Origin of the sequence: Variovorax sp. 3319, from assembly GCF_031456585.1 — a bacterium.
Classification (GTDB): domain Bacteria; phylum Pseudomonadota; class Gammaproteobacteria; order Burkholderiales; family Burkholderiaceae_C; genus Variovorax; species Variovorax paradoxus_P.
The window spans coordinates 272781-297282 of sequence record NZ_JAVDUZ010000008.1 but is presented as its reverse complement, the minus strand read 5'-3'; the positions used below and the strand labels follow the sequence as shown (position 1 = coordinate 297282).

Sequence of the window (24502 nt, the reverse complement as noted above, 5' to 3'; positions counted from 1 at the left end):
AAGCAACGCAAAGGACCTTTTCCATGCAATATCGCAAGTTCGGCCGCACCGGCCTGTTCGTTTCCGAGCTCTGCCTCGGCACCATGACCTTCGGCGGCGCAAGCGGCATCTGGGGCCACATCGGCAATCTCCAGCAATCCGAGGCCGAGAGCCTTGTCGGCCGCGCGCTGGACGCGGGAATCAACTTCATCGACACCGCCGACGTGTACTCCGAAGGCCTCTCGGAAACCATTACCGGCCAGGCGCTGAAGAACCTCAAGGTGCCGCGCGAAAACGTGGTTGTCGCCACCAAGGTCTTCGGCGAAGCCGGCAAGACACCCAATGCGGCGGGCGCCTCGCGCTACCACATCATGGACGGCGTGAAGGCCAGCCTCAAGCGCCTGCAGCTGGACCATATCGACCTGTACCAGATCCACGGCTTCGACCCGGTAACGCCCATCGAAGAAACGGTGCGCGCGCTGGACAACCTGGTACAGCAGGGCCATGTGCGCTATGTGGGCGTTTCGAACTGGGCCGCCTGGCAGATCATGAAGGCGCTGGGCATTGCCGAGCGGCAAGGCCTGGCGCGCTTCGAATCGCTGCAGGCCTACTACACCATTGCGGGCCGCGACCTGGAGCGCGAGCTGGCGCCCATGCTGCAGAGCGAAAACGTCGGCCTGATGGTCTGGAGCCCGCTGGCGGGCGGCCTGCTGAGCGGCAAGTACGGGCGCAACACTGAAGCCGAAAAAGGCAGCCGCCGCACCACTTTCGACTTTCCCCCGGTCAACGTCGAGCGGGCCTACGACTGCATCGACGCGATGCGCGAGCTGGCCGAGGCGCGCAAGGTGTCGGTCGCGCAGATCGCACTGGCATGGCTGCTGCACCAGCAGGTGGTAACCAGCGTGATCGTCGGCGCCAAGCGCGTCGAGCAGCTGGACGACAACATTGCCGCAACTGCCATACGGCTCACCGCCGATGAGCTGGCGCGGCTCGACAAGGTAAGCGCTCTGCCGTCGGAGTATCCGGGCTGGATGCTTGAGCGCCAGGGCGGCGCGCGGGCGAAGCGCCTGGCCGAATCAGGCCAGCGCGGCTGAGCGCCTCGCCGCGTGCGCCGCGGTGGCGCGCAGTGCACGCAGGTCGAGGTACCGCGCAGCGCTTGCCGCAGAAGCCCCTGCCAGGTGAGGCACCACGCCTAGCAAGGGCGCACCGAGCCGGCCGCGCAGCGTCTGCAGGTTGGCCTCGGGCGCCAGCATGCCCGGCTCGACGATGCTCGCGACCCAACCCGCCAGCACGAGCCCCCTCGCCCGGATGGCCTCCGCAGTGAGCAGCGCGTGGTTCAGGCAGCCCAGGCGCAGCCCGACCACCAGCACCACGGGCAAGTCCAGCGCCACGGCCAGGTCTGCGCTGTCGAGGTCGTCGCAGAACGGCACGCAGAACCCGCCCACGCCTTCGACCACCACCGCATCGGCACGCTGCGACAACGCCGCAAAGGCCGACAGCAGCGGCGGCAACTCGATGCGAATGCCCTCTTCCCGAGCCGCCAGGTGCGGCGACATCGGCGCGCGCAGCAGGTACGGGCAGCGCAGGGCCAGCGGCGCATCGACGTTGCCAGCGGCGTGCAGTTGCTCGACGTCCTCGTTGCGCCACGCGCCATCGACCAGGTCCAGCCCCGCGGCCACCGGCTTCATGCCGATTGCACGCACGCCCGACTCGGCCAGCAAGCTCAGCATCGCGCTGCTGACCAGCGTCTTGCCGACCCCCGTGTCGGTGCCGGTAACGAACCAGCGGCGGAGCGTCATGGGCGCACCCTTTGCTGCTGCGTCAAGGCATCGCCCAATGCATCGACCAGACGCGCCACATCGGCCTCGGTGTGGCTGGCTGAAAGTGTGATCCGCAGGCGTGCGGTGCCAACGGGCACCGTCGGCGGGCGAATGGCACCAACGCGCAGGCCGTAGGCATCGAGCCATTCCATCATCGACATTGCGCTCGCGTTGCTGCCGACGATCAGCGGCTGGATTGCAGTGGGCGAATCGGGCAGCCAGGCCCTGCCGTCCGGCGGCAAGATGGCCTCGAGGCCCCTGCGCAGCTGGGCAATGCGTGCCTTCAGGCCGGCCCGGCGCGCATCGCCTTCCTCGCCTTCGATCAGCGTGAGGCTGGCGAGCAGCGCATGCGCAACGGCGGGCGGCGCGGCGGTGGTAAAGATGTACGGCCGCGCCCTCTGCACCAGGTAATCGACCACGGTGCGGTGCGCCGCCACGAACGCGCCCGAAACCCCGGCCGCCTTGCCGAGCGTGCCCACAAGCACCAGCCGCTCCGAGCGCAGGCCTTCTGCCTGCAGCACGCCGCGCCCGGTGGCGCCCAGCACGCCGAAGCCATGCGCGTCGTCCAGCACCAGCCAGGCGTCGTGGCGCTCCGCCAGCGCGAGCAGCCCGGCCACCGGCGCAATGTTGCCGTCCATGCTGAAGACCGCATCGCTCACGATGAGCTTGACGGGCGCGTTGCAGGCGCCAAGCTGCGCCTCGAGCGCGGCCAGGTCGCAATGCGGATAGCGCTCGACCCGCGCCTTTGCCAGCCGCGCACCGTCGATCAGCGACGCATGGTTGAGCGACTCCGAAAATATCACCGCCTCGGCTCCGCCAAGCGCCGACAGCACCGCAAGGTTGGCCATGTAGCCCGTGCAGAAGAACAGGCTGCGCGCCTCGGGAATGAACGGCACCAGCCAGTCGCCCAGCCGCTCCTCCAGCGCCGCATGCGCGCGCGAGTGGCCAAGCACCAGGTGCGAACCACCGCTGCCCGTGCCGTAGCGCGACGCTCCTTCAGCCAATGCGGCCGCCAGCGGCGGATGAGCGGCAAGGCCGAGGTAGTCGTTGCTGCTGAAGCACAGCATGTCGCGCTGCGCGTGTGCGCCGGCAAGCGTCAGCCTCTGACGAGGCGCGCAGGCCGTCTCGGCAATTTGCCGGCTGCGGCGGAGCGACTGCGCATCGAGCGCTGCAATTTCGCCCTCCAGGCGTTCAAGCAAGCGCGACATTGCGGCCTCCTTGTTCCGCGCGGTCGGGCACGTCAAGCGCACGCAGTGTGTCCAGCGTGGCATCGACCAGCCAGTCGATCTCGCCGTCGCCAATCACATACGGCGGCATCAGGTACACCGTGGCTCCGATGGGCCGCATCAACAGCCCGTTTGCCCGCGCCGCCAAATGAAAGCGTTCGGCAAACCGGGCACCGGGCTCGCGCACGTCGAAGGCGGTGATCATTCCGCGCTGGCGCAGGTGGTCGACGGGCATGCCGCCCAGCCCTTCGCGCAAGCGGCCTATCAGCCGTTCGGCGCGGGCCCGGTTGTGCCGCAACGCATTGTCGCGTTCGAACAGGTCGAGCGTCGCAATGGCCGCCCGGCAGGCCAGTGCGTTGCCGGTGTACGAATGCGAGTGCAAAAAACTGCGCGCCACGTCGTCGTCCACAAAGCCTTCGTAGATTGCATCGCGCGTCATTACCAGCGCCAACGGCAGGTAACCGCCGCTGATGCCCTTGGAGAGGCAAAGAAAGTCCGGCCAGATGCCGGCCTGCTCGCACGCAAAGAAGCTGCCGGTGCGGCCGCAGCCCACGGCAATTTCATCTGCGATGAGATGCACGCCGTAGCGGTCGCACAGTGCGCGCACCAGGCGCAGGTATTCGGGGTCGTGCATTGCCATGCCGGTGGCGCACTGCACCAGCGGCTCGACGATCACGGCGGCAATCGATGCGTGGCTTTGCGCCAGCAGCGCCTCGAGTTGGGCTGCAGCACGCCGCGCCACATCGGCAGCGTCTTCGCCCTGCCGCGCGCCCCGGGCATCTGGCGAGGCAACCAGGTGCGCATTCGCAAGCAGCGGCGCATAGGCATCGCGGAACACCGGCACGTCGGTCACATGCAGGGCGCCCAGCGTTTCGCCGTGGTAGCCGTTGCGCAACGCGACAAAGCTGCGCTTGCCGCCGAGGCCCGCATTGCGCCATGCATGAAAGCTCATCTTCAAGGCGATCTCCACCGCCGAAGCGCCGTCGGAGGCGTAGAAGCAATGGCCCAGCGCATGGCCCGTGAGCTCGGCAAGCCGCTCGGCCAATTCGACGGCAGGCGCATGCGTGCAGCCCGCGAGCATCACATGCGAGAGCGTGTCGAGCTGGTCTTTCAGCGCAGCGTTGATGGCGGGGTGCGCATGGCCAAAAAGATTGACCCACCACGAGCTCGTCGCGTCGAGGTAGCAGCGGCCGTCATGGTCGTAAAGCCAGATGCCCTCCCCGCGCGCGATCGGCAGCGGCGGGACGGCTTCCAGCCGGATGCTCTGCGTGCACGGATGCCACACGTGGCGCTTGCTGCGCTGTTGCCATTCGGCGTTTCTCGACGGCGCGGGCGTTGGGCAAGAGGTAATCGTTGGAGGCATCCGCGTAATCCTGTGGGGCAAGGCGCGGGATCGTATCGACGGGCATCAGCCGCGGCAAACCGCCAAATCGGATGCGTGATGTGCGTGTTTGAGCGGCGTTGGCCGATGTAGCGCGCCGGTTCAAATCAAGGTCGCGCAACAGGTCGGCATCGCGCGTGCACGGCACCACGCGACAGACATGCAAGTTGTCTTACAGCCGATAAAGATAGCTCCAAAGTGTCGAAGCCCCGCCGGCCTCCCCCTGGTTGATACGGTTATCGGACAGCCTGTTGGCCGATCCCAAAAACTCACGGCGCCAGGGTTGGAAAGCAACCCCGTCGCTACTTCTTTTGGACCAGCGCCGAGATGTATTCGCCCAATGAAATTGCGCCCCTTTCGGAGTGTTCAGGCTCTTCCTTATTGTCGAGAGTGAGGCGCGTCATCGCGGCATACGACCGTGCGCCGGCCTCTGAAAACCCCATCGAACGGAATGCCTGCTCCCATTGCTCGGGCGGCGTGACCACCACCTCAACCGGGCGGCCGAGCGCACGCGCAAAAGCCTCTGCAACATCGCCTGGCGAATAGCGCTCGGGCCCCTCGACATAGTGCGGGCCGGAAGACTCAGCCCCGGAGAGCATGAGCCGCGCCGCAAACTCGCCAAGATCGCGCGGCGCCACCATGGGCAGCTTGAAGTCGGGCGGGTACATGCTGTGCAGCTTGCCTTCGCTTTGCGCTGTTTCCAGCGACGCGTCCCAGTTGCTCATGTAGTAGGCCGCGCGAATCGCGCTCACGGGCACCGGCTGGGCGGCAAGCGCCTGCTCCATGCGGTAGAGCACATCGAGGTCGCCGATGCGGTCGCCAGGCTGCGCGCCATAGGTGGACTCGGCGACGATTTTCTCCAAGGGCAAGCCTTCAATCGCTTCGAGGATGCAATCCAGGCTCCTTTGCTCCTCGGCAGCGGTGTCGGTGGAAGGTGGGGCCGGCGGGTTGAGCAGAAACAGGCGCTTGCCTGCGGCCACCACCCGGCGCAGCGAAGGCACGTCGAACACGTCGGCTTCCGCAATGCTGGCGCCCTGCCCGCGCAGGGCCTCGGCGTGGGCCCTGTTGCGCGTGACCGCTGTCACCTTTTCGCCTTGCGCAAGCAGCGCAGAAACCAGCGCCGAGCCGACATGCCCGGTCGCGCCCAGGACGACGTACGTCATGCGTGCTCCTTCCGACAGCTACCAACAAGAATTTGCATGGTTGAAAAGCTAGTTGCCCACCGCCGCCGCAGGCGCCCGGGTTGGACGACGCCCGTCGTGGGTCTATTCCCACACCGGCGGCGTCGTGCCGCGCAGAGAAATGCATATCCACGCACTTTTTCAAGGAGCAATTCATGTCGAAGACGAATCCCAACACCCCCGATGAACGCGGTTCGCTCCCAACCGATCGCAACAAGGCAGGCAACCAGAGCCCCACGCCAATCAACGAGCCGCGCCGCACCGCCGAAAGCCGCCACGACCGTGAAAGCCATGTCGGCGGCAACAACCAGACCCAGTCGCGCCGCGGCGGCGCGGGGCACTGACGCGGAGCGGCTCCTGCCCACGAACACGTCTCGACCGTGTCTCACCGCAACGAAGCCACAGCCGCGCTGAAGGCGCTGAGCGTTGCTACCGACGCCTGCCGGGAGTGCCCGCTGGGCGAGCCCGCGACGCAGTCGGTCTTCGGCGAAGGGCCGGTGGGCGCCGTGCTCATGGTGGTGGGCGAGCAGCCCGGCGACAAGGAAGACCTTGTGGGCCGCCCCTTCGTGGGCCCTGCCGGCAAGCTGTTCGACCGCGCCGTGGCCGAGCTCGGCTGGTCGCGCGACAAGCTCTATGTGACCAATGCGGTCAAGCATTTCAAATACGAACTGCGCGGCAAACGCCGCATCCACAAGACGCCGGGCCAGCGCGAGGCCGAAGCCTGCAGGCATTGGCTCGAAAGCGAAATAGAACTCGTGCGGCCGCGCGCCTTCATCGCACTGGGCGGCACTGCGGCACGCTCGCTGCTGGGCCGGCCAGTGGCTGTCATGAAGGAACGGGGCCAGTGGCAGGAGAACGCCGCCGGCCATCGTGTGCTGGTGACGCTGCACCCTTCGGCCCTGCTGCGCGGCGACCCTGAGCAAAGGGAGGCCGCGTGGGAAGCCTGGCTCAAGGACTTGCGGGTGGCTTCGGAAGTAGTGAAGAAGCCCGCGGCGGCAAAAAGGCCCTCACCCCGGCCGGTGCACGTCGCACGCAGTGTGCGTACGGCCGCATCGGCCTAGCCGCAGCCAATTCATGTGCGCCGCCGGGTGCGCATGGTGATCGAATAGCGAAGCACCTCCGTGGGCGCAATGGCGTGCTGCCACGCCCACCGCGATTCGCCGCGCAGCGTGTAGATGGAGCGCGGCTCCATCAATAGCTCAAGGCTCGCCGGTGCGGTGGCGCTGGCCGGTGGATAGGGTCTCAGTTGCATCACCGCATTGCCCAGCAGCGAAACACCGACGATGTCCTCGAAGTCGGGCACGTCGCGGTGCCAGCCTAGAGGCGTTCCGGGCCGGTATTCGGCCACCAGCATGTGGGCGAAATCCTCAGGTGCCATGCCCATCCACCCGGCCACCCTGGCCCGCAGCGGGTGGAAGACCTCGGGAATCGGCGCGCCGGGTTTCAGGCGATGGTTGGCAAAGTCGTAGCTGCCGCCAAAGCCGATGCCGCGGCGGCGTGCGGTGTATTCCTTGTAGCGCATCTCCCGCAACTCGAAGCCCTGCACGATGCGCAGCAGTTCCTCTTCTTCGGTGCGCGTGAGAAATTCATGCTCATACCGCAGGCCCTCGATGGCTGCCGCCGGCACCTCGCCGAAGAGATCGGGCTCGTCGGCAAGCTGAATGCGCCTAGCGGACCGCATCGAAGCCTCCCCGCTCTCCCTTCGCACGTGCCGGGCCGCCCAGTTGCAGTTCCCACCAGGGCGGCAGCAGCTGCCGGATTTCGGCGCGTGCAAACCGGTCGTCCAGCAGATGCAGCACGCCGCTATCCTGTTCGGTGCGAATGACGCGCCCGGCGGCCTGCACCACTTTTTGCAGGCCCGGATAGAGATAGGTGTACTCGTAGCCCTTGCCGAAGCGTGCCTGCATGCGCTCGCGCGTGATCTCGTTCAGCGCGTTGTATTGCGGCAGGCCCAGGCTCGCGACGAAGGCGCCGATGAGCCGCGTTCCGGGCAGGTCGATGCCTTCGCCGAACGCGCCGCCGAGCACGGCAAAGCCGATGCCCTGCCCACCCTCTTCGAACCGGGCCACAAACTCGCGCCGTTCGGCCTCGGCCATGCCGCGGGTCTGCGTCCATACCGGCACGCCAGGATGCCTGGCCAGGAAGGCCGCGCAGGCTTTTTCGAGATAGTCGAAGCTGCTGAAGAACGCGAGGTAGTTGCCCGGCAGGCGCTCGAACTGCGCACCGATGATTTCGGCCACGCTGCGCAGCGATCCGGCGCGGTCGCGGAACCGGGTCGACACGTTCATGGCCACTTCCACGCGCAGCTGCCGGCTGCAAAAAGGCGAAGCCACGTCGAGCAAGGCGGTTTCCGGCGGCAGCCCGAGCGCATCGCGATAGAACTCGAACGGCGACAAGGTGCCTGAAAAGCAGGTGACCGATGCGGCATCCGCAAATCGCGGTTCGAGAAACGGCGCCGGCACAAGGTTGCGAATGGCCAGGCTGCGCTGCTGCTGGTCTTGCGCGGGGCCCAGCGTTCGCTCGAAAACCGAATGGTCGCCGAACGAATCGGCCAGCCGCGCGAACTGCAGGGCATCGAAGAAGAAGCGCTGCAGCGGGCCTTGCAGGGCATCGGGCGTGGCGGCGAAATATTCGCCCATGGCCATGTTTGCCGCCTGCAGGGCGCGCGAAAACCGCTCGGGAACCTCATCGACCACGTCGTACGGTTCGCTTTGCGATTGCTGCACCGTGTCCCACTCGCGGTAGAGCCGCGCCAGCGGGCCGCGTACCGCGGCGGGCGCCGCGCGATGCGCTTCTTCGAGCGCCGGGCCGTCGAGCTGGGCGGTGTACATGCCGCGTGCGCGTTCCAGCAGGTTGTGCGCCTCGTCGACCAGCACGGCCGCGCGCCACTCGGCGTCTTTCATGGTTGCGAAGAGAAAGGCGCTGCCGTCGAAGTAATAGTTGTAGTCGCCCACGATCACGTCGCACCAGTGGGCCATTTCCTGCGCCAGGAAATAGGGGCACACGGTATGCGTCAGCGCAATGTGCCGCAGCGCCTGCCGGTCGAGCCGGGCGGTGCGCGCGGCTTCCTCGCGCGCGGCGGGCAAACGGTCGTAGAAACCTTTTGCCAGCGGACATGAATCGCCGTTGCAGGCGCGGTCGGGGTATTCGCAAACTTTTTCGCGCGCGGTGAGCTCGAGCACGCGCACCTGCGCGCAGTCTTTGCCCAGCATCCGAAGGGTGTCGAGCGCCACGGCGCGGCCAGAAGTCTTGGCGGTAAGAAAGAAGATCTTGTCGATTTTTCGCGCGGCCCTGGCCTTGAGCAGCGGAAAGATGGTGGCCAGCGTCTTGCCGATGCCGGTGGGCGCCTGCGCCATCAGGCAGCGGCCGTTCACGCCGGCGCGGTACACGGCCTCGGCCAGTTCCCGCTGGCCCGCGCGAAATGCCCCGTGTGGAAATGCGACGCGGGCGAGTGCTCCGTCGAGCCGGGCACGGTGCGCGGCTTCGGCCTCGGCCCATGCGCTGTAGCACGCGCACAAGCGCTCGAAATGCGCCTGGAGCTCAGAGCGTTCGTGCTGCTCTTGCAGCACCGTTTCGTCCCCCGTGGCCAAGTCGAGGTACACCAGCGCCACGGTCATGCGCTCGTAGCCATGCAGCTCGCACAGCATCCAGCCGTAGGTGCGTGCCTGGGCCCAGTGCAGTGCCCGGTGGTTGCCCCGAATGGCATCGAAGTCGCCGCGAAAGGTCTTGATTTCTTCGACGCGGCGTTCGCGCGGGTCATGGCCGTCGGCCCGGCCCCGCACCTTGAGTGCGCCCCAGTGCGAAACCAGCGCCACCTCGCTCTGGTAGTTGTCGCCGCGCCGCCCTTGCACCAGCGCGTGGCCCGCCATGCCCTCGAGCGCGCTGGGCGCAGGCACAAAACGCAGGTCGAGGTCGCCCGCCTTCGCCGCGAACGCACACAGCGCCTTGACAGACACCGTACGCTCGCCGGGCGGGTCGATCACCCCGGTCTGCAGCTTGGTCGAAGAGTTCGCGCTCACCTGGATTGACTGTATGAAATCACAGTATAACGGCGGGCGCCCGCATGCGTGCCGCCATGCCCCCCCCGCAGAAGCGTCTCGGGGCGTTCTCCGACACAAAGGACCTCCGACTTCGGCAAAACTAGAAAAGTTTTGCTTACAAATCTCGCCTGAATGAAAACTCCGACCGCGATCGACCCCGATGATTTCGACCGCCTCCTCAGCCGCAACCTGAAACTTCCGCTGCTCGGGGGCCTGATTGGCGCCCTGGTGTTCGTTGGCCTGATCGTCTTTTTGCTGTCGACCATCGGTGCCGTCGAGCACTCCGACCGCGTGACGCGCAGCGCGAGCGAGCTGCAGCGGCGCAGTATCGACATGGAAACCGGGCTGCGCGGTTTTCTCATTACCGGCGACGAGAGTTTTCTGGAGCCCTACCAAACCGCCTTGCCAAAAATCAAGGGCGAGATCGACTCGCTGGCCAAGCTGGTTTCCGACAACCGGCAGCAGCAGGAGCGGCTGGAGCGCATTGCCGCACTCCAGCAGGACTGGAATGAATACGCCCGCAGCCTTATTGCCGTGCGCAAGACCGGCGCCGACTACCAGCAGGCGGTGCGGCAAGGCCGCGGCAAGCAGCTGAGCGATGCGATACGCGCCGAGTTCTCAGGTTTTATCGACACTGAGCAGGGCCTGCGTTTCCAGCGCAGCGAACAGGCCAACCGCACGAGCTGGCTGGTGGTGAGCACCTTCTTGCTGTTCACGCTGCTATTCACCGGCCTGGTGGCTTACTTCGGCCGGAGGCAGCTGGTGCGGCTTTCGGACAGCTACGACGTCGTGCTGCAGGAGCAGGCCGCGCATGCCGAACGGCTGGCGCAGCAGGCGTGGCTGCGCAGCGCGCAGACCGAGCTGGTCGGCGAGCTGGTGGGTGAACTCAGTGCCAACGTCCTCGGCCGCAAGGTACTGGCCTTTTGCTCTCGGCACCTGGGCAGCGCTGTGGGTGCTCTGTATGTTCGCGAGCGGGACGGGTCGCTGCGCCGGGCGGCAAGCTACGGCTTCTCGATGGAAGCCGAGGCTTCGCCGCAAGTGTTTTCCCCCACCCAGAGCCTGATCGGCCAGGCTGCGGCAGAACGGCGGCGCATGCTCATCGAGCCGATCCAGGCCGACTACCTCAAGGTGAATTCCGGCCTGGGCGAAATGGCGCCTTCGGCCGTACTGCTGATGCCGGTGTCGAGCAACGGCGTGGTCAACGGCGTTGTTGAACTGGGGCTCCCGGCCGCGCCCGACTTGCGCGCGAACCAGCTGCTCGACCTGGTTGGCGAAGACATCGGCGACTCCCTGGCCGCGGCCCGCTACCGCGAGCAGCTGCAGGACGCGCTGGCAGAAACGCAGCAGCTCAACGAAGAGCTACAGGTACAGCAGGAAGAACTGCGCACCGCCAACGAGGAACTCGAAGAACAATCGCGCGCGCTGCGGGCATCGCAAGCCATGCTCGAGAACCAGCAAGCCGAACTGGAACAGACCAACAGCCAGCTTTCCGAGCGCACCGAGGCGCTGGACCAGCGCAACGCCGCCTTGCGCCGCGTGCAGCGCGACCTGGAAGACCGGGCCGACGAGCTGCAGCGGGCAAGCCGCTACAAGTCGGAGTTTCTGGCGAACATGTCGCACGAACTGCGCACGCCGCTCAACAGTGCGCTCATCCTTGCCAAGCTGCTCGGCGACAACCCGCAGGGCAACCTGAGCGCGGAGCAGGTCAAGTTTGCGGAATCGATCTATTCGTCGGGCAACGACCTCTTGACGCTCATCAACGACATCCTCGACATCTCCAAGGTCGAGGCGGGCAAGCTCGAGATCGTGGTCGAGAACGTGGCACTCGACAAGCTGGCGCAAAGCCTGGAAAGCACCTTCAAGCCGCTGGCGTCCGAGAAGCGGCTGGCCTTCCGGCTGGAGATGCGGCCGGACACGCCGGCCCTGCTGCTGACCGACCGCCACCGGGTCGAGCAGATTTTGAAGAACCTGCTCTCCAACGCGATCAAGTTCACCGACAGCGGCGAGGTGGCGCTGGTAGTTTCCGCTGCGCCCGATGGTGGCGCGGTCTTTGCGGTTTCGGATTCGGGGATTGGCATTGCGCCCGACCAGCAGGCGCTGATTTTCGAAGCCTTTCACCAGGCCGACGGCACCACCAGCCGCCGCTATGGCGGCACGGGCCTTGGCCTTTCCATTTCGCGCGACCTCACGGGGCTGCTGGGCGGCACGCTCGCGGTGCAAAGCCAGCCCGGACGGGGCAGCACCTTCACGCTGCAATTGCCGGCTGTTGCGCCGCAAGGCTTGCAGGAGGCTTCCCCTGCGTCGGCCAGGCCGGTAGCGGTGCAGGCCCCCTCTTCTCCCATGTCGTTCACCGGACACGCGCCGCCCGCACCTCCGGCACCGCAGGGTGCGGTACCGCCGCCGCTTTTTGCCGACGACCGCGAGTTGCCGCGCGACCAGGTGCGCCGCGTGCTGGTGATCGAGGACGAGCCGCAATTTGCACACATCCTCTACGACCTGGCACACGAGCTTGGCTACCGCTGCCTGGTGGCGCACGGCGCCGCGGACGGCTTCGAGCTGGCCCAGCAGTTCTTGCCCGACGCAATCCTGCTCGACATGCGCCTGCCCGACAGCACCGGCCTCGACGTGCTGCAGCGCCTGAAGGATTCGCCCAAGACGCGCCACATTCCGATCCACGTGGTGTCGGCCGCCGAAAACGCGCAGGCGGCCGCGCTGCACATGGGGGCCATCGGCTATGCGCAGAAGCCGGCCACGCGCGCCGAACTGATGCAGGTGTTTGCCCGCCTGGAGGAAAAGCTCACGCAGAAGGTCAAGACCGTGCTGCTGGTCGAAGACGACGCGCTGCAGCGCGAGAGCGTGATCCGGCTCATTGGGGACGACGACATCGAGATCATTGCCGTGGGTTCCGGCGGAGAGGCGCTCGAGCTTTTGCGCAAGCGCGTGTTCGACTGCATGATCACCGACCTGCACCTGCCCGACATGCAGGGCAGCGAGTTGCTCAAGCAGATGGCGGCCGAAGAAATCGTCTCGTTCCCGCCCGTGATCGTCTACACGGGGCGCAACCTCACGCGCGACGAAGAAGCGGAGCTGCAGCGCTATTCGCGCTCGATCATCATCAAGGGCGCACGCTCGCCGGAGCGGCTGCTCGACGAGGTCACGCTGTTCCTGCACAAGGTGGAGGCCGAGCTTTCAAGCGAGCGCCAGGGCATGCTCAAGGCCGCGCGCGGGCGCGACCGCATCTTTGAAGGCCGCACCATCCTGTTGGTGGACGACGACGTGCGCAACATCTTTGCGCTGACCAGCGCGCTGGAGCAGCGCGGCGCCGCGGTCGAAATTGGCCGCAACGGCCGCGAGGCGCTCGAAAAGCTTGCCCAGGTGCGAGAGATCGACCTGGTGCTGATGGACGTGATGATGCCGGAGATGGACGGCCTGGAAGCCACGCGCCGCCTGCGCGCCGATCCGCGCTTCGACAAGCTGCCGGTGATTGCCATTACCGCCAAGGCCATGAAGGACGACCGCGAGCAGTGCCTGGCCGCCGGTGCCAGCGACTACCTGGCCAAGCCTGTGGATTTGGAGCGCCTGTTCTCGCTCCTGCGCGTGTGGCTGCCGAAAATGGAGCGGTTGTGACCTCCACCGCCCCTCCTTCGCCCCCGTCGGCGTCCCCGCCCTCGCCGTTGAGCAACACGGAGATCGAGCTGCGGCTGTTGATGGAGGCCATCTACCTCAAGTACAGCTACGACTTTCGCAACTACACCGTGGCCTCGCAGAAGCGCCGCGTGCTGCATGCGCTGGCGCAGCTCGGGTTGCCGAACATTTCGGCGCTGCAAGAAAAGGTGCTGCGCGACCCGGCCCTGTTCGGCCGGCTGCTGCAATACCTGACGATTCCGGTGAGCGAGATGTTTCGGGACCCGGCTTATTTTCTGGCGCTGCGCCAGCATGTGGTGCCCATCCTGCACACTTATCCCTCGGTGAAGGTGTGGGTGGCTGGCTGCAGCACCGGCGAAGAAGTTTTTTCGCTCGCCATCCTGCTGAGGGAAGAAGGCTTGCTCTCGCGTACGCAGATCTACGCCACCGACATCAATCCCGCCTCGCTCGAAAAGGCGCGGCAGGGGATCTTTCCGATCGAGGCGGTGCGCGGGTACACGGCCAACTACCAGCGCGCGGGCGGGCGCAGTTCTTTTTCCGACTATTACACGGCCGCCTACGAGGCCGCCCGTTTCGACCCTTCGCTGTGCGCCGACGTCATCTTTGCCGACCACAGCCTGGCGACGGACAGCGTGTTTGCCGAGACGCAGCTGGTGTCCTGCCGCAACGTGCTCATCTATTTCAATCGCGAGTTGCAAGACCGCGCGCTCGGCCTGTTCCACGAATCGCTCTGCCACCGCGGTTTTCTGGGGCTGGGCTCGAAAGAGAGCATCGATTTTTCGAGCTATTCGCAGCGCTTCGATGCGCACTCGAAGCCGGAACGCATCTACCGCAAGGCCACATGAAGCCGACCGCACTTGCCCCACCGAAGCGGCGCGTCGAGGCCGTGGTGCTCGGCGCATCCGCCGGCGGCATCGAGGCGTTGTTCACACTGCTGAGTGGGCTTCCGCCGTCATGGAGCCTGCCCATGGTGATCGTGCTGCACGTGCCCGAAAACCACGAAAGCCACCTGCCCCAGATCTTTGCCGACCGCCTGCACCTGCCTGTGTACGAGGCTGCGGACAAGATGCCGCTCGCGGCCGGGCATGTGTACTTCGCGCCGCCGGGCTATCACCTGTCGATCGAGCGGGACCGGCGGTTTTCGCTCAGCTGTGAGCCGCCGGTGCATTTTTCGCGGCCCTCGATCGACGTACTGATGAGTTCTGCCGCCGACGCCTACGGCCGCTCGCTCGCCGGCATGCTCCTCACCGGCGCGAACGAAGACGGCGCCGAGGGTCTCCAACGCATTCAGCAGGCCGGAGGCATCACCGCCGTTCAAGACCCCAACGAAGCACAGATTTCCATCATGCCCCAAGCGGCCATTGCCTTGCATTCCCCCGATCACGTGCTACCCCTGCGCGAGCTTCGCGCACTGCTCTTGCAACTGGAGTCCGCCCATGCCCATTGACGTCGAGAGCAAGTTGCTGATCGTCGATGACCTGCCAGAAAACCTTCTTGCGCTGGAGGCCCTGATTCGCGGCCCCGGACGCGCTGTGTACCGAGCAACTTCGGCCGAGGAAGCGCTTGCGCTGCTGCTCGACCACGAGTTTGCGCTGGCCATACTCGACGTGCAGATGCCCGGGATGAACGGCTTCGAGCTTGCCGAGCTCATGCGCGGCACGGAGCGCACGCGGCACATTCCGATCATCTTCGTGAGCGCGGCGGGCCGCGAGCTCAACTACGCGTTTCAGGGTTACGAAAGCGGCGCGGTCGACTTCTTGCACAAGCCGCTCGATCCGCACGCGGTCACGAGCAAGGTCAACGTGTTCGTCGATTTGCACCGCCACCGCAAGGCGCTCGGCCAGGAAATGGAAAAGCTGGCTGCCGCCAACCACAAGCAGGAAGAACTTGTGCAGCAGCTGCGGCATACGCAGCGCGAACTCGAACGCGCAGTGCAAATGCGCGACGACTTCATGTCGATGGTTTCGCATGAGCTGCGCACGCCGCTCAACACCCTTTACCTCGAAACGCAACTGCGCCAGCTGCATGTGGCCAAGGGCAACCTGGAATCGTTTGCCGCGGACCGCCTGCCGTCGATGATCGAACGCGACCAGCGGCAGATTCGCAGCATGGTGCGGCTGATCGACGACATGCTCGACGTGACGCGCATGCGAAGGGACGCGCTCTCCATACAGCCCAAGCCGGCGGACCTTGCCGGCCTTGCACGCGCCGTGGTGGAAGGCCTGCGGCAGCAGGCGGAAGCCGCGGGCTCAGTGATTGCGCTTGAAGCGCCGGGTGAACTGCGCGGTGTGTGGGACGAATTCCGCATCGAGCAGGTGCTGACCAACCTGCTGACCAATGCACTGCGCTACGGGCGCGGCAAACCTGTCGAAATGAGGCTCAGCCGGGTAGACGGCATTGCGCGCATTACTGTGCGCGACCAGGGCATTGGCATAGCGCCGGAAGACCAGCAACGCATCTTCGAGCAGTTCGAGCGCACCGACGACAGCCGCAAGCATGCGTCCGGCCTCGGCCTTGGCCTTTACATCACGCGCCAGATCGTGTGCCTGCACAACGGCCGCATCGAGGTGGAGAGTACGCCGGGCGAAGGAGCGCTGTTCCGGGTCGAACTGCCGCTGGAGGCCCCTGCCACGACTGCTGAGCAAACGGAGGCGTAGGCGCCCTCCTACTGCGTGCCGTGCGATTGGCCCGGATACTGTGAAATTCGCCCTAGCTGATTGAAAGCGTGCCACCGTGAATGTGCTGATCGTCGACGACAACCAGGCCGCGGCCGACCTGCTGCAGGAACTGCTGACTCTGCAGGACCATACCGCCCGCTGCACCTACACCGCGCAGCAGGCCATGGACGCGGCCAAGGCGGAGCACTTCGATGCGGCGCTCATCGACCTTACCCTGCCCGATTTTCCGGGTTCCGAGGTGGCGCGGAGGCTGCGCTCCGAAGCCTCGGAAGGCGCCCCGCGGCTGCTGGTTGCCATTTCGGGCTTTTCGGTGGAGGACGCAGCCGGCGCCTCGGCGCGGGACCTGTTCGACCACCATCTTCAAAAGCCGATCGACTTCGGCCAGCTCGCCGCAATTCTTTCAGCGCCGCAATAGTTTTTCAGCGCCGTGCGGTGCCCGGCGACAGCAGCATTTCGTTGCCGGCCGTCTTGAACGCGATGGTGGGGGCGGTGAAGTCGCTCAGCGATGCGCCCAGGCCGATCTCGCCGCTGCCGTGCAAGACGCATTCCTCGCGCCGCAGCGCAATCTCGTTGCTCGGCCCGCCGTTGCCATGAAACCGCACCCACGTGCCGTAGGTGCTGAGATCGGTCAGCACGCAGCTACCCTGGCGCAGCTCGATGCGCGCATGCAGCCGTGAAACGCGTGGGTCGTTGACCACGAACTGCGCGTCGTTTACCCGGCCCAGGTGAATCGGCAGCTCTTCGGTGCGAAACATGGAGCGCACGTCGAGCCAGGCAAGCTCGATCTGGCCGAACGATGAATCGGGTATGCGCATGGGCATGAGCGCCGCCGGCACCGTCAGGAACGAAGTCACCTCCTCTTGCCAGTCGATGCGGTGGACGGCCGACATTTCGCTTCGGCCGCGAATCGTGATGAGGCCAAGGTCGCGGTGCCGCACGCCGACTTCGCGCAACTGCGCAATCACGGCGTCGGTGGCCCAGATCTGGCCCGGCCCGGCCAGGTCGCTCAGCCGCGAGGCCAGGTTGACCGCGTCGCCGAAACAGTCGCCCTCGACCTCGAGCACTTCGCCGCTCGCCACGCCAATTTGCAACGCCATGCGCAGCGGGGCCGGCCAGGCCACCAGGCGCTTCTGGTGGTAGCGCTGCAGTTCGATGACCGCGTGCGTGGCCGCGGCCGCATTCGAGAAGATGGCGAACACCCCGTCGCCCAGCGACTTGACCACCCTGCCGTTGTGCGCCTGGCAGATGCTGCCGATCCATTGGGTGAGCCGCGTCACCGTCTCGGTGGCGCGCGCGTTCCCCATGGCTTCGAAAACCCGGGAGCTTCCTGTCAGGTCGGCAAAAACGACGGTGGAATTCACATCCATGCTGTTGGGAAGAACTCGGAGGCAACAGTTGCCGATGCCCACACATTAACGGCCTGCTGACGAATCGACGTGCGGGACGAGCCTGTTAACCCCATTTCTGTGTGCTGAACTTGTACGACGGTCCGCACGATGACATTTATTTTTACAACTTTCGTAGTCAAACACCAACGACCTTTTTAAATGAATCGTAAAGTGTGTTGTTTGCAAACAAGAAACAGTGTTTCAGAACTTGTTAATCGTCGGGCTGAGGCTTAAGGTATCAACCGTCCTTGCTTCAGGCAATACGCTTTTAGTCCTCATGCTGACTTTTCGTCGCTTTCTTCGCTTCTTCGGAATTCCCGGTCTCGGGTCTCCCCGGATGGGAGAAAACCAGTTGGGAAGAATCCGCTCGGCCATGCTGTCTGTGCTGCAGGCGCACGGGGGCCATTCGGTACAGCGCATTGCGCAGCGGGTCAGGTTTGCGGCCGACGTGGAGTCGCTCTGGTATTTGCGCCAGGACGTGATGGTTGCACTGAGCGCCATTGACGGCGAAGCCGCCGCCCGCCGCCAGATGAAGGCCATCAACAGCATGTTCGAAGGCGGCCTGCCGGGCTCGATGAGCCCGCGCGCGCACCAACGCTTTACGCAGCACCAATAACGGCGCCGGCATTCCGTTGCTCAATGCGCGTGGTCGTGCGCGTGATGCGCATCGTGGCCGTGGGCATGCCGATGGCCCCAGACCATGAAGACGTCACGGCCCTCTGCCGCCAGCTCCACCTTGGCGCCCACGGGCAGCAGCACCTTGGTTTGCACATGCCCAAAGGGCAGCCCCGTAAGCACCGGCACCTTGAGCGTCGCGCGCAACCGGTCGACCACTGATTCGAAGCCAAAGCCGCGGTCGTAGCCCGGCACCTTGCGCATGCCGGTGAACTGGCCAAACACGATGGCGCGCTGCTTTGCGAGCACGCCGGCCATGCGCAGCTGGTCGAGCATGCGCTCGACGCGGTACGGATGCTCGTTGGTGTCCTCGATGAAGAGCACGCCTTTTTCCACCTGCGGGAAATAAGGTGTGCCGAGCAGGCTGGTCAGCACGCAAAGGTTGCCGCCCCACAGGGTGGCGTCGTGCACGGGCTTGAGCTTCAGCCCGGTGTCGCGCACCGGCATGCGCCAGCCGGTGCCTTCGCCCTGCCCGCTCACCAGATCGTCGAAGCACGCTTCCATGATGTCGTCGGCACCGCCTTCGGCGCCAAAGTCTTCGCCGACTGCCGGGCCGGCCCAGGTAACGGCACCGGTCTTGACGAGCAGCGCATTCTGCAAGGCGGTGAAGTCGCTCAGTCCCACGAATTCGGTTCCGCGCTGGATCGCCTTGGCAACGGCCTTGTACGGAATCGCGTCGAGGATGCGCGTAAGGCCGTAGCCGCCGCGCGCAATCAATGCAATGTCGGCGCCGCTGGCTGCGGCACGGCTGATCGACGCAAGGCGTGTCGCGTCATCGCCCGCAAAGCGCTGGTGCACGGCAAGTGCGGCCTCGTCGACTTCGACTTCATAGCCCAGGGCCTTGAGTCTTTTCACGCCGCGGCGAAAGGCGGCCTTGTCGCGAATCGCGCTGGAGGGGGAATAGATGTAGATGTGTTTGGTCACGCCGCCGAGTATCCCATTGCGTTGCGGGCCTCTTGTGCGAGCGACGCGGCCTGCTCGGTACTCGGCCCCGATGACGACGCGATGGGGCCGAGCGCACGCAGCGCGGCCTGGTAGCCGCGGTCCGGGAACGGCGCGCGCCACGCATCGCCGATGCGTTCGCCGCCATCGGGGGCAAGAAGCACGGCCGCGAACCGCATGGGCCGTGCAGCCTGCAGCAACGCCGCGAGCCCCGCGCCCGCGGCGCTGTGCACCAGCACCATCGGCCGGGGCTGCATGCGGTCGAGCCATTCGGTCAACACCTGGCAGTGCCATTCGGGCGTGTGCACCGTTTCGCGCTTGGGCTTGTCGCTCTTGCCGAAGCCGATGAGGTCGGGCACCAGCGTGCGCAGCCCCGGCGCTCCCGCCAGATGGCGAAAGAAGTAGCCCCACTCGCCCGGGCCGTGCAGGCAAAGACAACAGGCCGCCTGCGCATCGTTCCGGCCTTCGCCTTCGTCGATGTAGTGCATGCGCCAGCCTCGCAGGCTGGGCAGGTCGTGCACGTAGTGCGGCTCGAACGCGTAGCGCTCGAGCGCATCGAAGCGCCCGGGCGGCGTGCGCAGTGCGTCGTCGCGCAAGGGCTCGACCTGCTCGCGCGCCGCATCGCGCCGCTCCTTGAAAAAACCTTGAAGCACGGCGCTGCATTCGGCGGCGAGCACGCCGCCCTGCACGCGGGTGCGATGGTTGAGCCGCGGCTCGGCAAAAAGATCGACCACCGAACCGGCCGCCCCGGTCTTGGGGTCGGCCGCGCCGAACACCACGCGCGCGAGCCGTGCATGCAGCATGGCACCCGCGCACATGGCGCACGGCTCGAGGGTGACGAAAAGCTCGCAGCCGTCGAGCCGGTAGTTGCCGAGCGCGACGGCCGCGGAACGCAGCGCGTTGATTTCGGCGTGCGCGCTCGGGTCGTGCAGCGCCACCGGCGTATTGCGGCCGGTGGCAATGAGTTGTCCGTTCTTCACCAGCACTGCACCTACGGGCACTTCGCCGGCCTCGGCAGCACGGCGCGCCTCGGCCAGCGCCAGCGCCATCCAGTGTGCGTCGCCTGTATGCAAAGGCTGTAGGGGCTCAGTTGTCATCCGGCATCTTGCGCGCTTGCGCCGCGGCGTCGAGCGCTTCCTTGACCTGGGTCTGCACCTGCTGCACCTGCTGCACCTGTGCGGGCGCATTGGCCGGCGCCTCGCCCGGCGCGGGCGAGGCAGCGCCGGGTACCGCCGGCAATGCCGGGTTTGCGGTGGCGGTCAGCTGCTTCCTGGCAAGCAGGCCGACGATCACCAGCGCCAGCACCAGGCCGAGCATTCCGAACATGCGCATGTCAGCTTCCCTGCGCCGCCGGAGCTTCGGCCGTCATGCCAAGGCGATCCATCCACACCGCGAGCGCCTTCTCGTCCGGCGTGCCGGCGCTGTAGACGGCGCGCATGGCGGCATGCGATTCGCGCCGGTGCTGGTTGAGCTTGAGCTTGCACTGCAGCGCAGTTACGCGCATTTCAAAGCCGACGATGCCGGCAAGCATCTTGAGCTGGAACTCCTCGCCCAGGTCGCGCCACTGCTGCGCATAGGCGGGCTCATGGTCGCCGATGAGCTTCTTGAGCAGCGCATCCTTGGCGCCCGGTTCTTCGATAAGCCGGGCTTCCACGGTGCAATGCACCGCAAGATAGTTCCAGGTGGGCACGCGTGCAAGGTCGGGGTAGACCGAAGGCGAGAGATACGAATGCGGCCCCATGAAAGTGACGACCGCTTGCGGCCGCGCCTGCAGGTAGCGCCAGTGCGGGTTGGGCTTGGCGCAATGGCCGAGCAGCACGAGCTGGTCGCCCTCCCGCTGCTCGGCCACCAGCGGCAGGTGCGTGACAAAGGGCAAGCCCTCGTCGTCGTTGGAGATCAGGCTTGCGAACGGATGCGCACGCATCAGTTCCAGCGCGATGGCCGGATCCTTGGCGTTGAACTGCGGGGGCATGTACATGGGGCGGTTTCCTCGTGGAGAGGCCCGATTGTCCCCGAGCTGTCCCTATCTGGGGCGCTGCGCCTCCAGCAGACTGGCCATTGCCGTGTAGCCGCGGGCCTTGGCAAGCTGGAGCGGCGTATTGCCTTGCCGGTCGGCCAGCTGCAGGTTGGCACCGGCACCGACCAGCGCGGCAAGGGTGCGCTGGTGGCGCGGACCGCCGTCGCCGAGCACGACGGCTTCGATCGCCGCCGTCCAGTGCAGGTTGTTGACATGGTCGAGCGGCGCGCCGGCGGCAATCAGCTGGCGTACCACCTCGTCATGGCCCAGGTGCGCTGCGGCGATGAGTGCGGTGCCGTCATAGCGGCTCGTCACCTGCCGGGCACTGGCGCCAAGCGACAGCAGCAGCGCGAGCGTGGGAACGTCGTCGGCCACCGACGCGATGGTTACCGCGTCGTAGCGATCGTCTTCGAGCGCATCCAGGTTCGCACCGGCCTTGGCGAGAAGCGTTACCGCTTCGCGCTGCCGCGCATGGGCGGCAACGTGCAAGGGCGTGCGGCCTCGCGCGTCGCGTGCATCGAGGTTGGTGCCCGAGGCGATCAGGCTCTTGAGCTTGGGCAGGTCGCCAAACCATGCGGCCCGGTGCAGGCCGGCGTAAGCCTGCACCTCGGCCGTTTGCGGCGGCACCTGGGCCTCGGCACCAAGCATTGCGCCCGCGCCGAGCACAACTGCCAGCGTCAAGGGCCGGATGCCGCGCATCATCATCAACCCAGCAGGCCCTTGACCTTTTCCAGCGCGGCATTGGCGCACTGCTCGTCCAGATGGCCGCCGGGGGCACCGCCCACGCCGACGGCGCCGATCACGTCGTTGCCGGACTTCACCGGCACGCCGCCGCCAAGCAGCAGCACGCCAGGCAGGTAGACCAGGTTGGCGCCGGCCGGGTTCTTCTGCGAGCCTTCCATCATGGCCTGCGTCGCGTTCTTGGCCGATGCCGAGGTCCAGGCCTTGCGTTCGCTCGATGCCAGCGTGTGCGGGCCGGCGTTGTCGGCGCGCTGCACGGCACGCACGGTGCCGGCGCGGTCGACCACAGTAGCGGCCACGTTGTAGCCGTTTGCGGCGCATGCAGCCACGGCCTCGGCCGCGATCTGGTTGGCCAGGGCGAGCGAAATGTTCTTTTCGGTGCGCACTGCGGGTGCGGTGGTCTGGGCCTGTGCGGCAGAAGCGGCAAGCAAGATGGCGAGGCCGCCAAGGCGAAGGGTAGAACGCATTTTTCGATTTCTCCAGTGGATGCAGGGGGTTGCGCCAGCACGTTGCCGACAGCTGCGCCACTGTAGAAAACAAGGGCCGCCGAGGCCATTCGTACGGCTACGCCCGACGCTCCGTAGAACTACGGAGCAGCCAGGCTCAGGCGTCCCCGGCCACCAGCACGGCGTAGCGCCGGATCAGCTGCGCGAGCGAGTCGCACTCGAGCTTGGCAAACAGGTTGGCGCGGTGCGTCTCGACCGTGCGGGGCGAGAGCGCGAGCACGCGCGCAATTTCCTTGTTGGTCAGGCCCTGCACGATGAAGGCGAGCACCTCGCGCTCGCGCTCCGACAGCTGCGCGACCCGTTCGCGCGCGGCGTTGTCGGCCTGGGCGCGTTCGCGCGAGCGCACATGCTGGCGCACGGCATGCTGCAGGGCTTCGAGCAGTTGCTCGTCGTCTACGGGCTTCTCGAGGAACTCGGCCGCGCCGGCCTTGAAGGCGCGGCGGCACATTTCGACGGTGCCATGGCCCGTGAGCATGATCACGGGCTGGTCGACGCCTTGCGCCACCAGCCGGTCGAGCACGGTGAGCCCGCTGATGCCGGGCATGCGCACGTCGAGCACGATGGCGCCGATGCTCGCGCGGTCGAAGCCGTCGATGAAGGCCTGCGGATCGGCCCAGCCCTGCACCCTCAGGCCGACCGTGCCGATCAGGAGCGAAAGGCTGTCGCGCACCGCCTGGTCGTCGTCGATGAGATGAACGAGCGGCGATTGCGGCAGCTGCTGCGTTTGCTGCAGATTCGACGCCGTGGTGTTCATGCGGCCCGCCCGCTAGATGCCGCCACCAGCGGCAGCAGCAACGTAAAGCGCGCGCCTCGCGGCGTTGCATTGGCCGCGCTCAGGCTGCCGCCCATGCCGCTTGCCAACGTTTCACTCAGGCTCAGGCCAAGGCCCAGGCCGCCTTCACGCGTGCTGAAGAAGGGTTCGAAAAGGCGCGGCATGGCCTCGGGCGAAATGCCGCGGCCGTTGTCGGTCACGGTCAACACGCCTTCCTGGCCATTGCGCCCGACTGAAACAGCAAGCCGGCGCTCCGACTGGGGCACCAGGTCGAGCGCCTGCAACGCATTCATGAGCAGGTTGTGCACGATCTGCTCGAGTGCCACGGCTTCGGCCTGCACCCGAACCGGCGCCTGCGCGGTGGCGTCGAACTGTGCGGCAACACCGCGTTGCGCGAACTCCGGCGCCAGCAGGTGCATGGCGCTGCGTACCACCTCTTGCAGCACCAGCGGCTTCACGTCGCCGCCCGCTTCGGGGCGCTCGATCACGCGGCGAAGGCGCCCTACTACGCCGGCCGCGCGGCGTGCCTGCTCCACGGCCTGGCCCATTGCGTCGCGCGCGGCGGCCAGCTCGGGCGGGTCGTCGTCCAGCAGCCGCCGCGCAGCCTGTGCATTGGCCAGCACCGCGGTGAGCGGCTGGTTCAGCTCATGCGCGAGTCCAGCCGAAAGTTCGCCCAGCGCGTTGAGCCGGGCCACCTGGCCGAGCCTCAACAGCTCTTCAGCCCGTCGCCTGGCAATCCGCTGCCGCTGGGCGGTCCACAGCCCCGCCAGCAGCAGCGCGACCGCCACGGCCCAGCCGCCAATGGCGCGCCATGGCAATTCGGCCCAGCCCACGTGGCGCTCGGCCACCACGTCGAAAGGCTGGCTTGGCGATGCCAGCGGCTTGGTAAGGCTGAAGCGCCAGCCGTGCGCGCCGGCATCCACAGTTTGCCCCGGCTGCAGGACGAACTGCTGTGCGCCGCGCTGCAGGGTCACCCGCACCGGGCTTTGCTTGGGGTTCATGGGCCAGTCGCGCCAGGGCACCGAGCCGGCAAGATCGATTTCGAGCGCGTAGCTTGTAGGCGTGGCGCCGATCACGAGTTGGTAGCGGCCTTGAGCGAGATCGACCGCGGCAAGTTCGGCGCGGCGCTGGCTGCGCGAACTCGCTTCTGCCGCGGCCAAGGCAGCTGCCTGTTTCTCGTCGGGCCAGGGTTGGTCGCCTTCGCGCCGTTGCACGCGCAAGATGGATGGATAGACCGATGACAGCCGCTGCTCCGGTCGCTCAGCGCCGCTGCCGGTTTCGAGCAGCGCCAGCGTGGCCAGCACTGCGTCGTACTGCACCATCTGCTGGCTCATGAGCCGGTGCGCAATGCGCACGTCGCCCTCGAAGCCCTGCTGCAGCCGGGCCAGCTCTGCGCGCGCAAGCCACACACCGCCCACGGCAGTGAGGGCCAGCCACGCCAGCCACCATCCAACCCGCATACGCAACCACTGTTTCATGGCGCGGATTGTGCCCGGCGCGGCAAGGCCGGC

General features: G+C 66.4%; 24 protein-coding genes. 9 read left to right on the top strand and 15 right to left on the bottom strand.

What is annotated here, in order from left to right:
- The first annotated feature begins 23 nt into the window (after positions 1 to 23).
- Entirely contained in the window at positions 24 to 1073 is a 1050-nt protein-coding gene (locus J2X67_RS18045) for an aldo/keto reductase (protein WP_309954928.1), read from the top strand.
- Here the strand turns inward: J2X67_RS18045 and bioD are convergent.
- From bioD to J2X67_RS18025, 4 genes are all read right to left on the bottom strand, one after another.
- A complete protein-coding gene (gene bioD / locus J2X67_RS18040) occupies positions 1056 to 1778 on the bottom strand; it encodes a dethiobiotin synthase (RefSeq protein ID WP_309954927.1) in 723 nt (240 codons plus the stop codon). The genes J2X67_RS18045 and bioD overlap by 18 nt on opposite strands.
- A complete protein-coding gene (locus tag J2X67_RS18035) occupies positions 1775 to 3007 on the bottom strand; it encodes an 8-amino-7-oxononanoate synthase (protein ID WP_309954925.1) in 1233 nt (410 codons plus the stop codon). The genes bioD and J2X67_RS18035 overlap by 4 nt, the downstream gene beginning before the upstream one ends.
- Positions 2991 to 4388 (bottom strand): adenosylmethionine--8-amino-7-oxononanoate transaminase, encoded by a 1398-nt coding sequence (bioA, locus tag J2X67_RS18030; protein WP_309954922.1) that lies wholly within the window; start codon positions 4386 to 4388, stop codon positions 2991 to 2993. Before bioA ends, J2X67_RS18035 begins: the two co-directional genes overlap by 17 nt.
- A 320-nt stretch (positions 4389 to 4708) precedes the next feature.
- Positions 4709 to 5569 (bottom strand): NmrA family NAD(P)-binding protein, encoded by an 861-nt coding sequence (locus tag J2X67_RS18025; RefSeq protein ID WP_309954921.1) that lies wholly within the window; start codon positions 5567 to 5569, stop codon positions 4709 to 4711.
- Between the two features lie 173 nt (positions 5570 to 5742).
- On the opposite strand from J2X67_RS18025, the gene J2X67_RS18020 reads away from it, so the two are divergent.
- Both J2X67_RS18020 and J2X67_RS18015 read left to right on the top strand, forming a co-directional pair.
- Complete coding sequence (locus tag J2X67_RS18020; RefSeq protein WP_309954919.1) at positions 5743 to 5931, top strand: hypothetical protein; 189 nt, start codon at positions 5743 to 5745, stop codon at positions 5929 to 5931.
- Between the two features lie 36 nt (positions 5932 to 5967).
- Complete coding sequence (locus J2X67_RS18015) at positions 5968 to 6648, top strand: UdgX family uracil-DNA binding protein (protein WP_309954917.1); 681 nt, start codon at positions 5968 to 5970, stop codon at positions 6646 to 6648.
- A gap of 11 nt (positions 6649 to 6659) precedes the next feature.
- Here the strand turns inward: J2X67_RS18015 and J2X67_RS18010 are convergent, their stop codons facing one another.
- Complete coding sequence (locus tag J2X67_RS18010; protein ID WP_309954914.1) at positions 6660 to 7268, bottom strand: alpha-ketoglutarate-dependent dioxygenase AlkB; 609 nt, start codon at positions 7266 to 7268, stop codon at positions 6660 to 6662.
- Positions 7255 to 9543 (bottom strand): ATP-dependent DNA helicase, encoded by a 2289-nt coding sequence (locus J2X67_RS18005; protein WP_309955009.1) that lies wholly within the window; start codon positions 9541 to 9543, stop codon positions 7255 to 7257. Before J2X67_RS18005 ends, J2X67_RS18010 begins: the two co-directional genes overlap by 14 nt.
- A 216-nt stretch (positions 9544 to 9759) precedes the next feature.
- Between J2X67_RS18005 and J2X67_RS18000 the strand changes: the two genes are divergently transcribed.
- The 5 genes from J2X67_RS18000 to J2X67_RS17980 all read left to right on the top strand — a co-directional run bounded on the left by J2X67_RS18000 (position 9760) and on the right by J2X67_RS17980 (position 16365).
- Positions 9760 to 13254, top strand: coding sequence for a response regulator (locus tag J2X67_RS18000; protein ID WP_309954912.1), 3495 nt, complete (start codon positions 9760 to 9762; stop codon positions 13252 to 13254).
- Entirely contained in the window at positions 13251 to 14117 is an 867-nt protein-coding gene (locus J2X67_RS17995; RefSeq protein ID WP_309954910.1) for a protein-glutamate O-methyltransferase CheR, read from the top strand. Before J2X67_RS18000 ends, J2X67_RS17995 begins: the two co-directional genes overlap by 4 nt.
- Complete coding sequence (locus J2X67_RS17990) at positions 14114 to 14719, top strand: chemotaxis protein CheB (RefSeq protein WP_309954909.1); 606 nt, start codon at positions 14114 to 14116, stop codon at positions 14717 to 14719. Before J2X67_RS17995 ends, J2X67_RS17990 begins: the two co-directional genes overlap by 4 nt.
- Complete coding sequence (locus tag J2X67_RS17985) at positions 14709 to 15929, top strand: hybrid sensor histidine kinase/response regulator (protein WP_309954907.1); 1221 nt, start codon at positions 14709 to 14711, stop codon at positions 15927 to 15929. Before J2X67_RS17990 ends, J2X67_RS17985 begins: the two co-directional genes overlap by 11 nt.
- 76 nt (positions 15930 to 16005) lie before the next feature.
- Complete coding sequence (locus J2X67_RS17980; RefSeq protein WP_309954905.1) at positions 16006 to 16365, top strand: response regulator; 360 nt, start codon at positions 16006 to 16008, stop codon at positions 16363 to 16365.
- Positions 16366 to 16369: 4 nt separating this feature from the next.
- Here the strand turns inward: J2X67_RS17980 and J2X67_RS17975 are convergent, their stop codons facing one another.
- Positions 16370 to 17317: an adenylate/guanylate cyclase domain-containing protein gene (locus tag J2X67_RS17975; protein ID WP_309954903.1), complete on the bottom strand. Its 948-nt coding sequence runs from the start codon at positions 17315 to 17317 to the stop codon at positions 16370 to 16372.
- Positions 17318 to 17711: 394 nt separating this feature from the next.
- Here J2X67_RS17975 and J2X67_RS17970 point away from each other — a divergent pair, with 394 nt between their 5' ends.
- Positions 17712 to 17954: a hypothetical protein gene (locus J2X67_RS17970; protein ID WP_309954901.1), complete on the top strand. Its 243-nt coding sequence runs from the start codon at positions 17712 to 17714 to the stop codon at positions 17952 to 17954.
- Positions 17955 to 17974: 20 nt separating this feature from the next.
- Here the strand turns inward: J2X67_RS17970 and J2X67_RS17965 are convergent, their stop codons facing one another.
- The 8 genes from J2X67_RS17965 to J2X67_RS17930 all read right to left on the bottom strand — a co-directional run bounded on the left by J2X67_RS17965 (position 17975) and on the right by J2X67_RS17930 (position 24469).
- Complete coding sequence (locus tag J2X67_RS17965) at positions 17975 to 18937, bottom strand: LD-carboxypeptidase (protein ID WP_309954900.1); 963 nt, start codon at positions 18935 to 18937, stop codon at positions 17975 to 17977.
- Positions 18934 to 20052, bottom strand: a complete 1119-nt coding sequence (gene tadA, locus J2X67_RS17960) for a tRNA adenosine(34) deaminase TadA (protein ID WP_309954898.1) — start codon at positions 20050 to 20052, stop codon at positions 18934 to 18936. The genes J2X67_RS17965 and tadA overlap by 4 nt, the downstream gene beginning before the upstream one ends.
- A complete protein-coding gene (locus tag J2X67_RS17955; protein ID WP_309954896.1) occupies positions 20042 to 20287 on the bottom strand; it encodes a hypothetical protein in 246 nt (81 codons plus the stop codon). The genes tadA and J2X67_RS17955 overlap by 11 nt, the downstream gene beginning before the upstream one ends.
- Before the next feature lies 1 nt (position 20288).
- On the bottom strand, positions 20289 to 20933 hold the full coding sequence (locus tag J2X67_RS17950; protein WP_309954894.1) for an FMN-binding negative transcriptional regulator: 645 nt from the start codon (positions 20931 to 20933) through the stop codon (positions 20289 to 20291).
- 45 nt (positions 20934 to 20978) lie between these two features.
- Positions 20979 to 21677, bottom strand: coding sequence for an ankyrin repeat domain-containing protein (locus J2X67_RS17945; protein WP_309954892.1), 699 nt, complete (start codon positions 21675 to 21677; stop codon positions 20979 to 20981).
- Positions 21677 to 22180 carry a heme-binding protein gene (locus J2X67_RS17940; protein ID WP_309954890.1) on the bottom strand — a complete coding sequence of 168 codons (504 nt, stop codon included), beginning with the start codon at positions 22178 to 22180 and terminating at the stop codon, positions 21677 to 21679. The genes J2X67_RS17945 and J2X67_RS17940 overlap by 1 nt, the downstream gene beginning before the upstream one ends.
- A 136-nt stretch (positions 22181 to 22316) precedes the next feature.
- Positions 22317 to 22973 (bottom strand): response regulator, encoded by a 657-nt coding sequence (locus tag J2X67_RS17935; RefSeq protein WP_309954888.1) that lies wholly within the window; start codon positions 22971 to 22973, stop codon positions 22317 to 22319.
- Complete coding sequence (locus tag J2X67_RS17930; protein WP_309954886.1) at positions 22970 to 24469, bottom strand: ATP-binding protein; 1500 nt, start codon at positions 24467 to 24469, stop codon at positions 22970 to 22972. Before J2X67_RS17930 ends, J2X67_RS17935 begins: the two co-directional genes overlap by 4 nt.
- Positions 24470 to 24502 lie beyond the last annotated feature (33 nt).

Excerpts from the sequence above, each read along its gene's own strand:
- J2X67_RS18045 (WP_309954928.1), top strand. The coding sequence starts at position 24 with ATGCAATATCGCAAGTTCGGCCGCACCGGCCTGTTCGTTTCCGAGCTC.
- bioD (WP_309954927.1), bottom strand. The coding sequence starts at position 1,778 with ATGACGCTCCGCCGCTGGTTCGTTACCGGCACCGACACGGGGGTCGGC.
- J2X67_RS18035 (WP_309954925.1), bottom strand. The coding sequence starts at position 3,007 with ATGTCGCGCTTGCTTGAACGCCTGGAGGGCGAAATTGCAGCGCTCGAT.
- bioA (WP_309954922.1), bottom strand. The coding sequence starts at position 4,388 with ATGCCTCCAACGATTACCTCTTGCCCAACGCCCGCGCCGTCGAGAAAC.
- J2X67_RS18025 (WP_309954921.1), bottom strand. The coding sequence starts at position 5,569 with ATGACGTACGTCGTCCTGGGCGCGACCGGGCATGTCGGCTCGGCGCTG.
- J2X67_RS18020 (WP_309954919.1), top strand. The coding sequence starts at position 5,743 with ATGTCGAAGACGAATCCCAACACCCCCGATGAACGCGGTTCGCTCCCA.
- J2X67_RS18010 (WP_309954914.1), bottom strand. The coding sequence starts at position 7,268 with ATGCGGTCCGCTAGGCGCATTCAGCTTGCCGACGAGCCCGATCTCTTC.
- J2X67_RS18000 (WP_309954912.1), top strand. The coding sequence starts at position 9,760 with ATGAAAACTCCGACCGCGATCGACCCCGATGATTTCGACCGCCTCCTC.
- J2X67_RS17990 (WP_309954909.1), top strand. The coding sequence starts at position 14,114 with ATGAAGCCGACCGCACTTGCCCCACCGAAGCGGCGCGTCGAGGCCGTG.
- J2X67_RS17985 (WP_309954907.1), top strand. The coding sequence starts at position 14,709 with ATGCCCATTGACGTCGAGAGCAAGTTGCTGATCGTCGATGACCTGCCA.
- J2X67_RS17975 (WP_309954903.1), bottom strand. The coding sequence starts at position 17,317 with ATGGATGTGAATTCCACCGTCGTTTTTGCCGACCTGACAGGAAGCTCC.
- J2X67_RS17970 (WP_309954901.1), top strand. The coding sequence starts at position 17,712 with ATGCTGTCTGTGCTGCAGGCGCACGGGGGCCATTCGGTACAGCGCATT.
- tadA (WP_309954898.1), bottom strand. The coding sequence starts at position 20,052 with ATGACAACTGAGCCCCTACAGCCTTTGCATACAGGCGACGCACACTGG.
- J2X67_RS17955 (WP_309954896.1), bottom strand. The coding sequence starts at position 20,287 with ATGCGCATGTTCGGAATGCTCGGCCTGGTGCTGGCGCTGGTGATCGTC.
- J2X67_RS17950 (WP_309954894.1), bottom strand. The coding sequence starts at position 20,933 with ATGTACATGCCCCCGCAGTTCAACGCCAAGGATCCGGCCATCGCGCTG.
- J2X67_RS17945 (WP_309954892.1), bottom strand. The coding sequence starts at position 21,677 with ATGATGATGCGCGGCATCCGGCCCTTGACGCTGGCAGTTGTGCTCGGC.
- J2X67_RS17940 (WP_309954890.1), bottom strand. The coding sequence starts at position 22,180 with ATGCGTTCTACCCTTCGCCTTGGCGGCCTCGCCATCTTGCTTGCCGCT.
- J2X67_RS17935 (WP_309954888.1), bottom strand. The coding sequence starts at position 22,973 with ATGAACACCACGGCGTCGAATCTGCAGCAAACGCAGCAGCTGCCGCAA.
- J2X67_RS17930 (WP_309954886.1), bottom strand. The coding sequence starts at position 24,469 with ATGAAACAGTGGTTGCGTATGCGGGTTGGATGGTGGCTGGCGTGGCTG.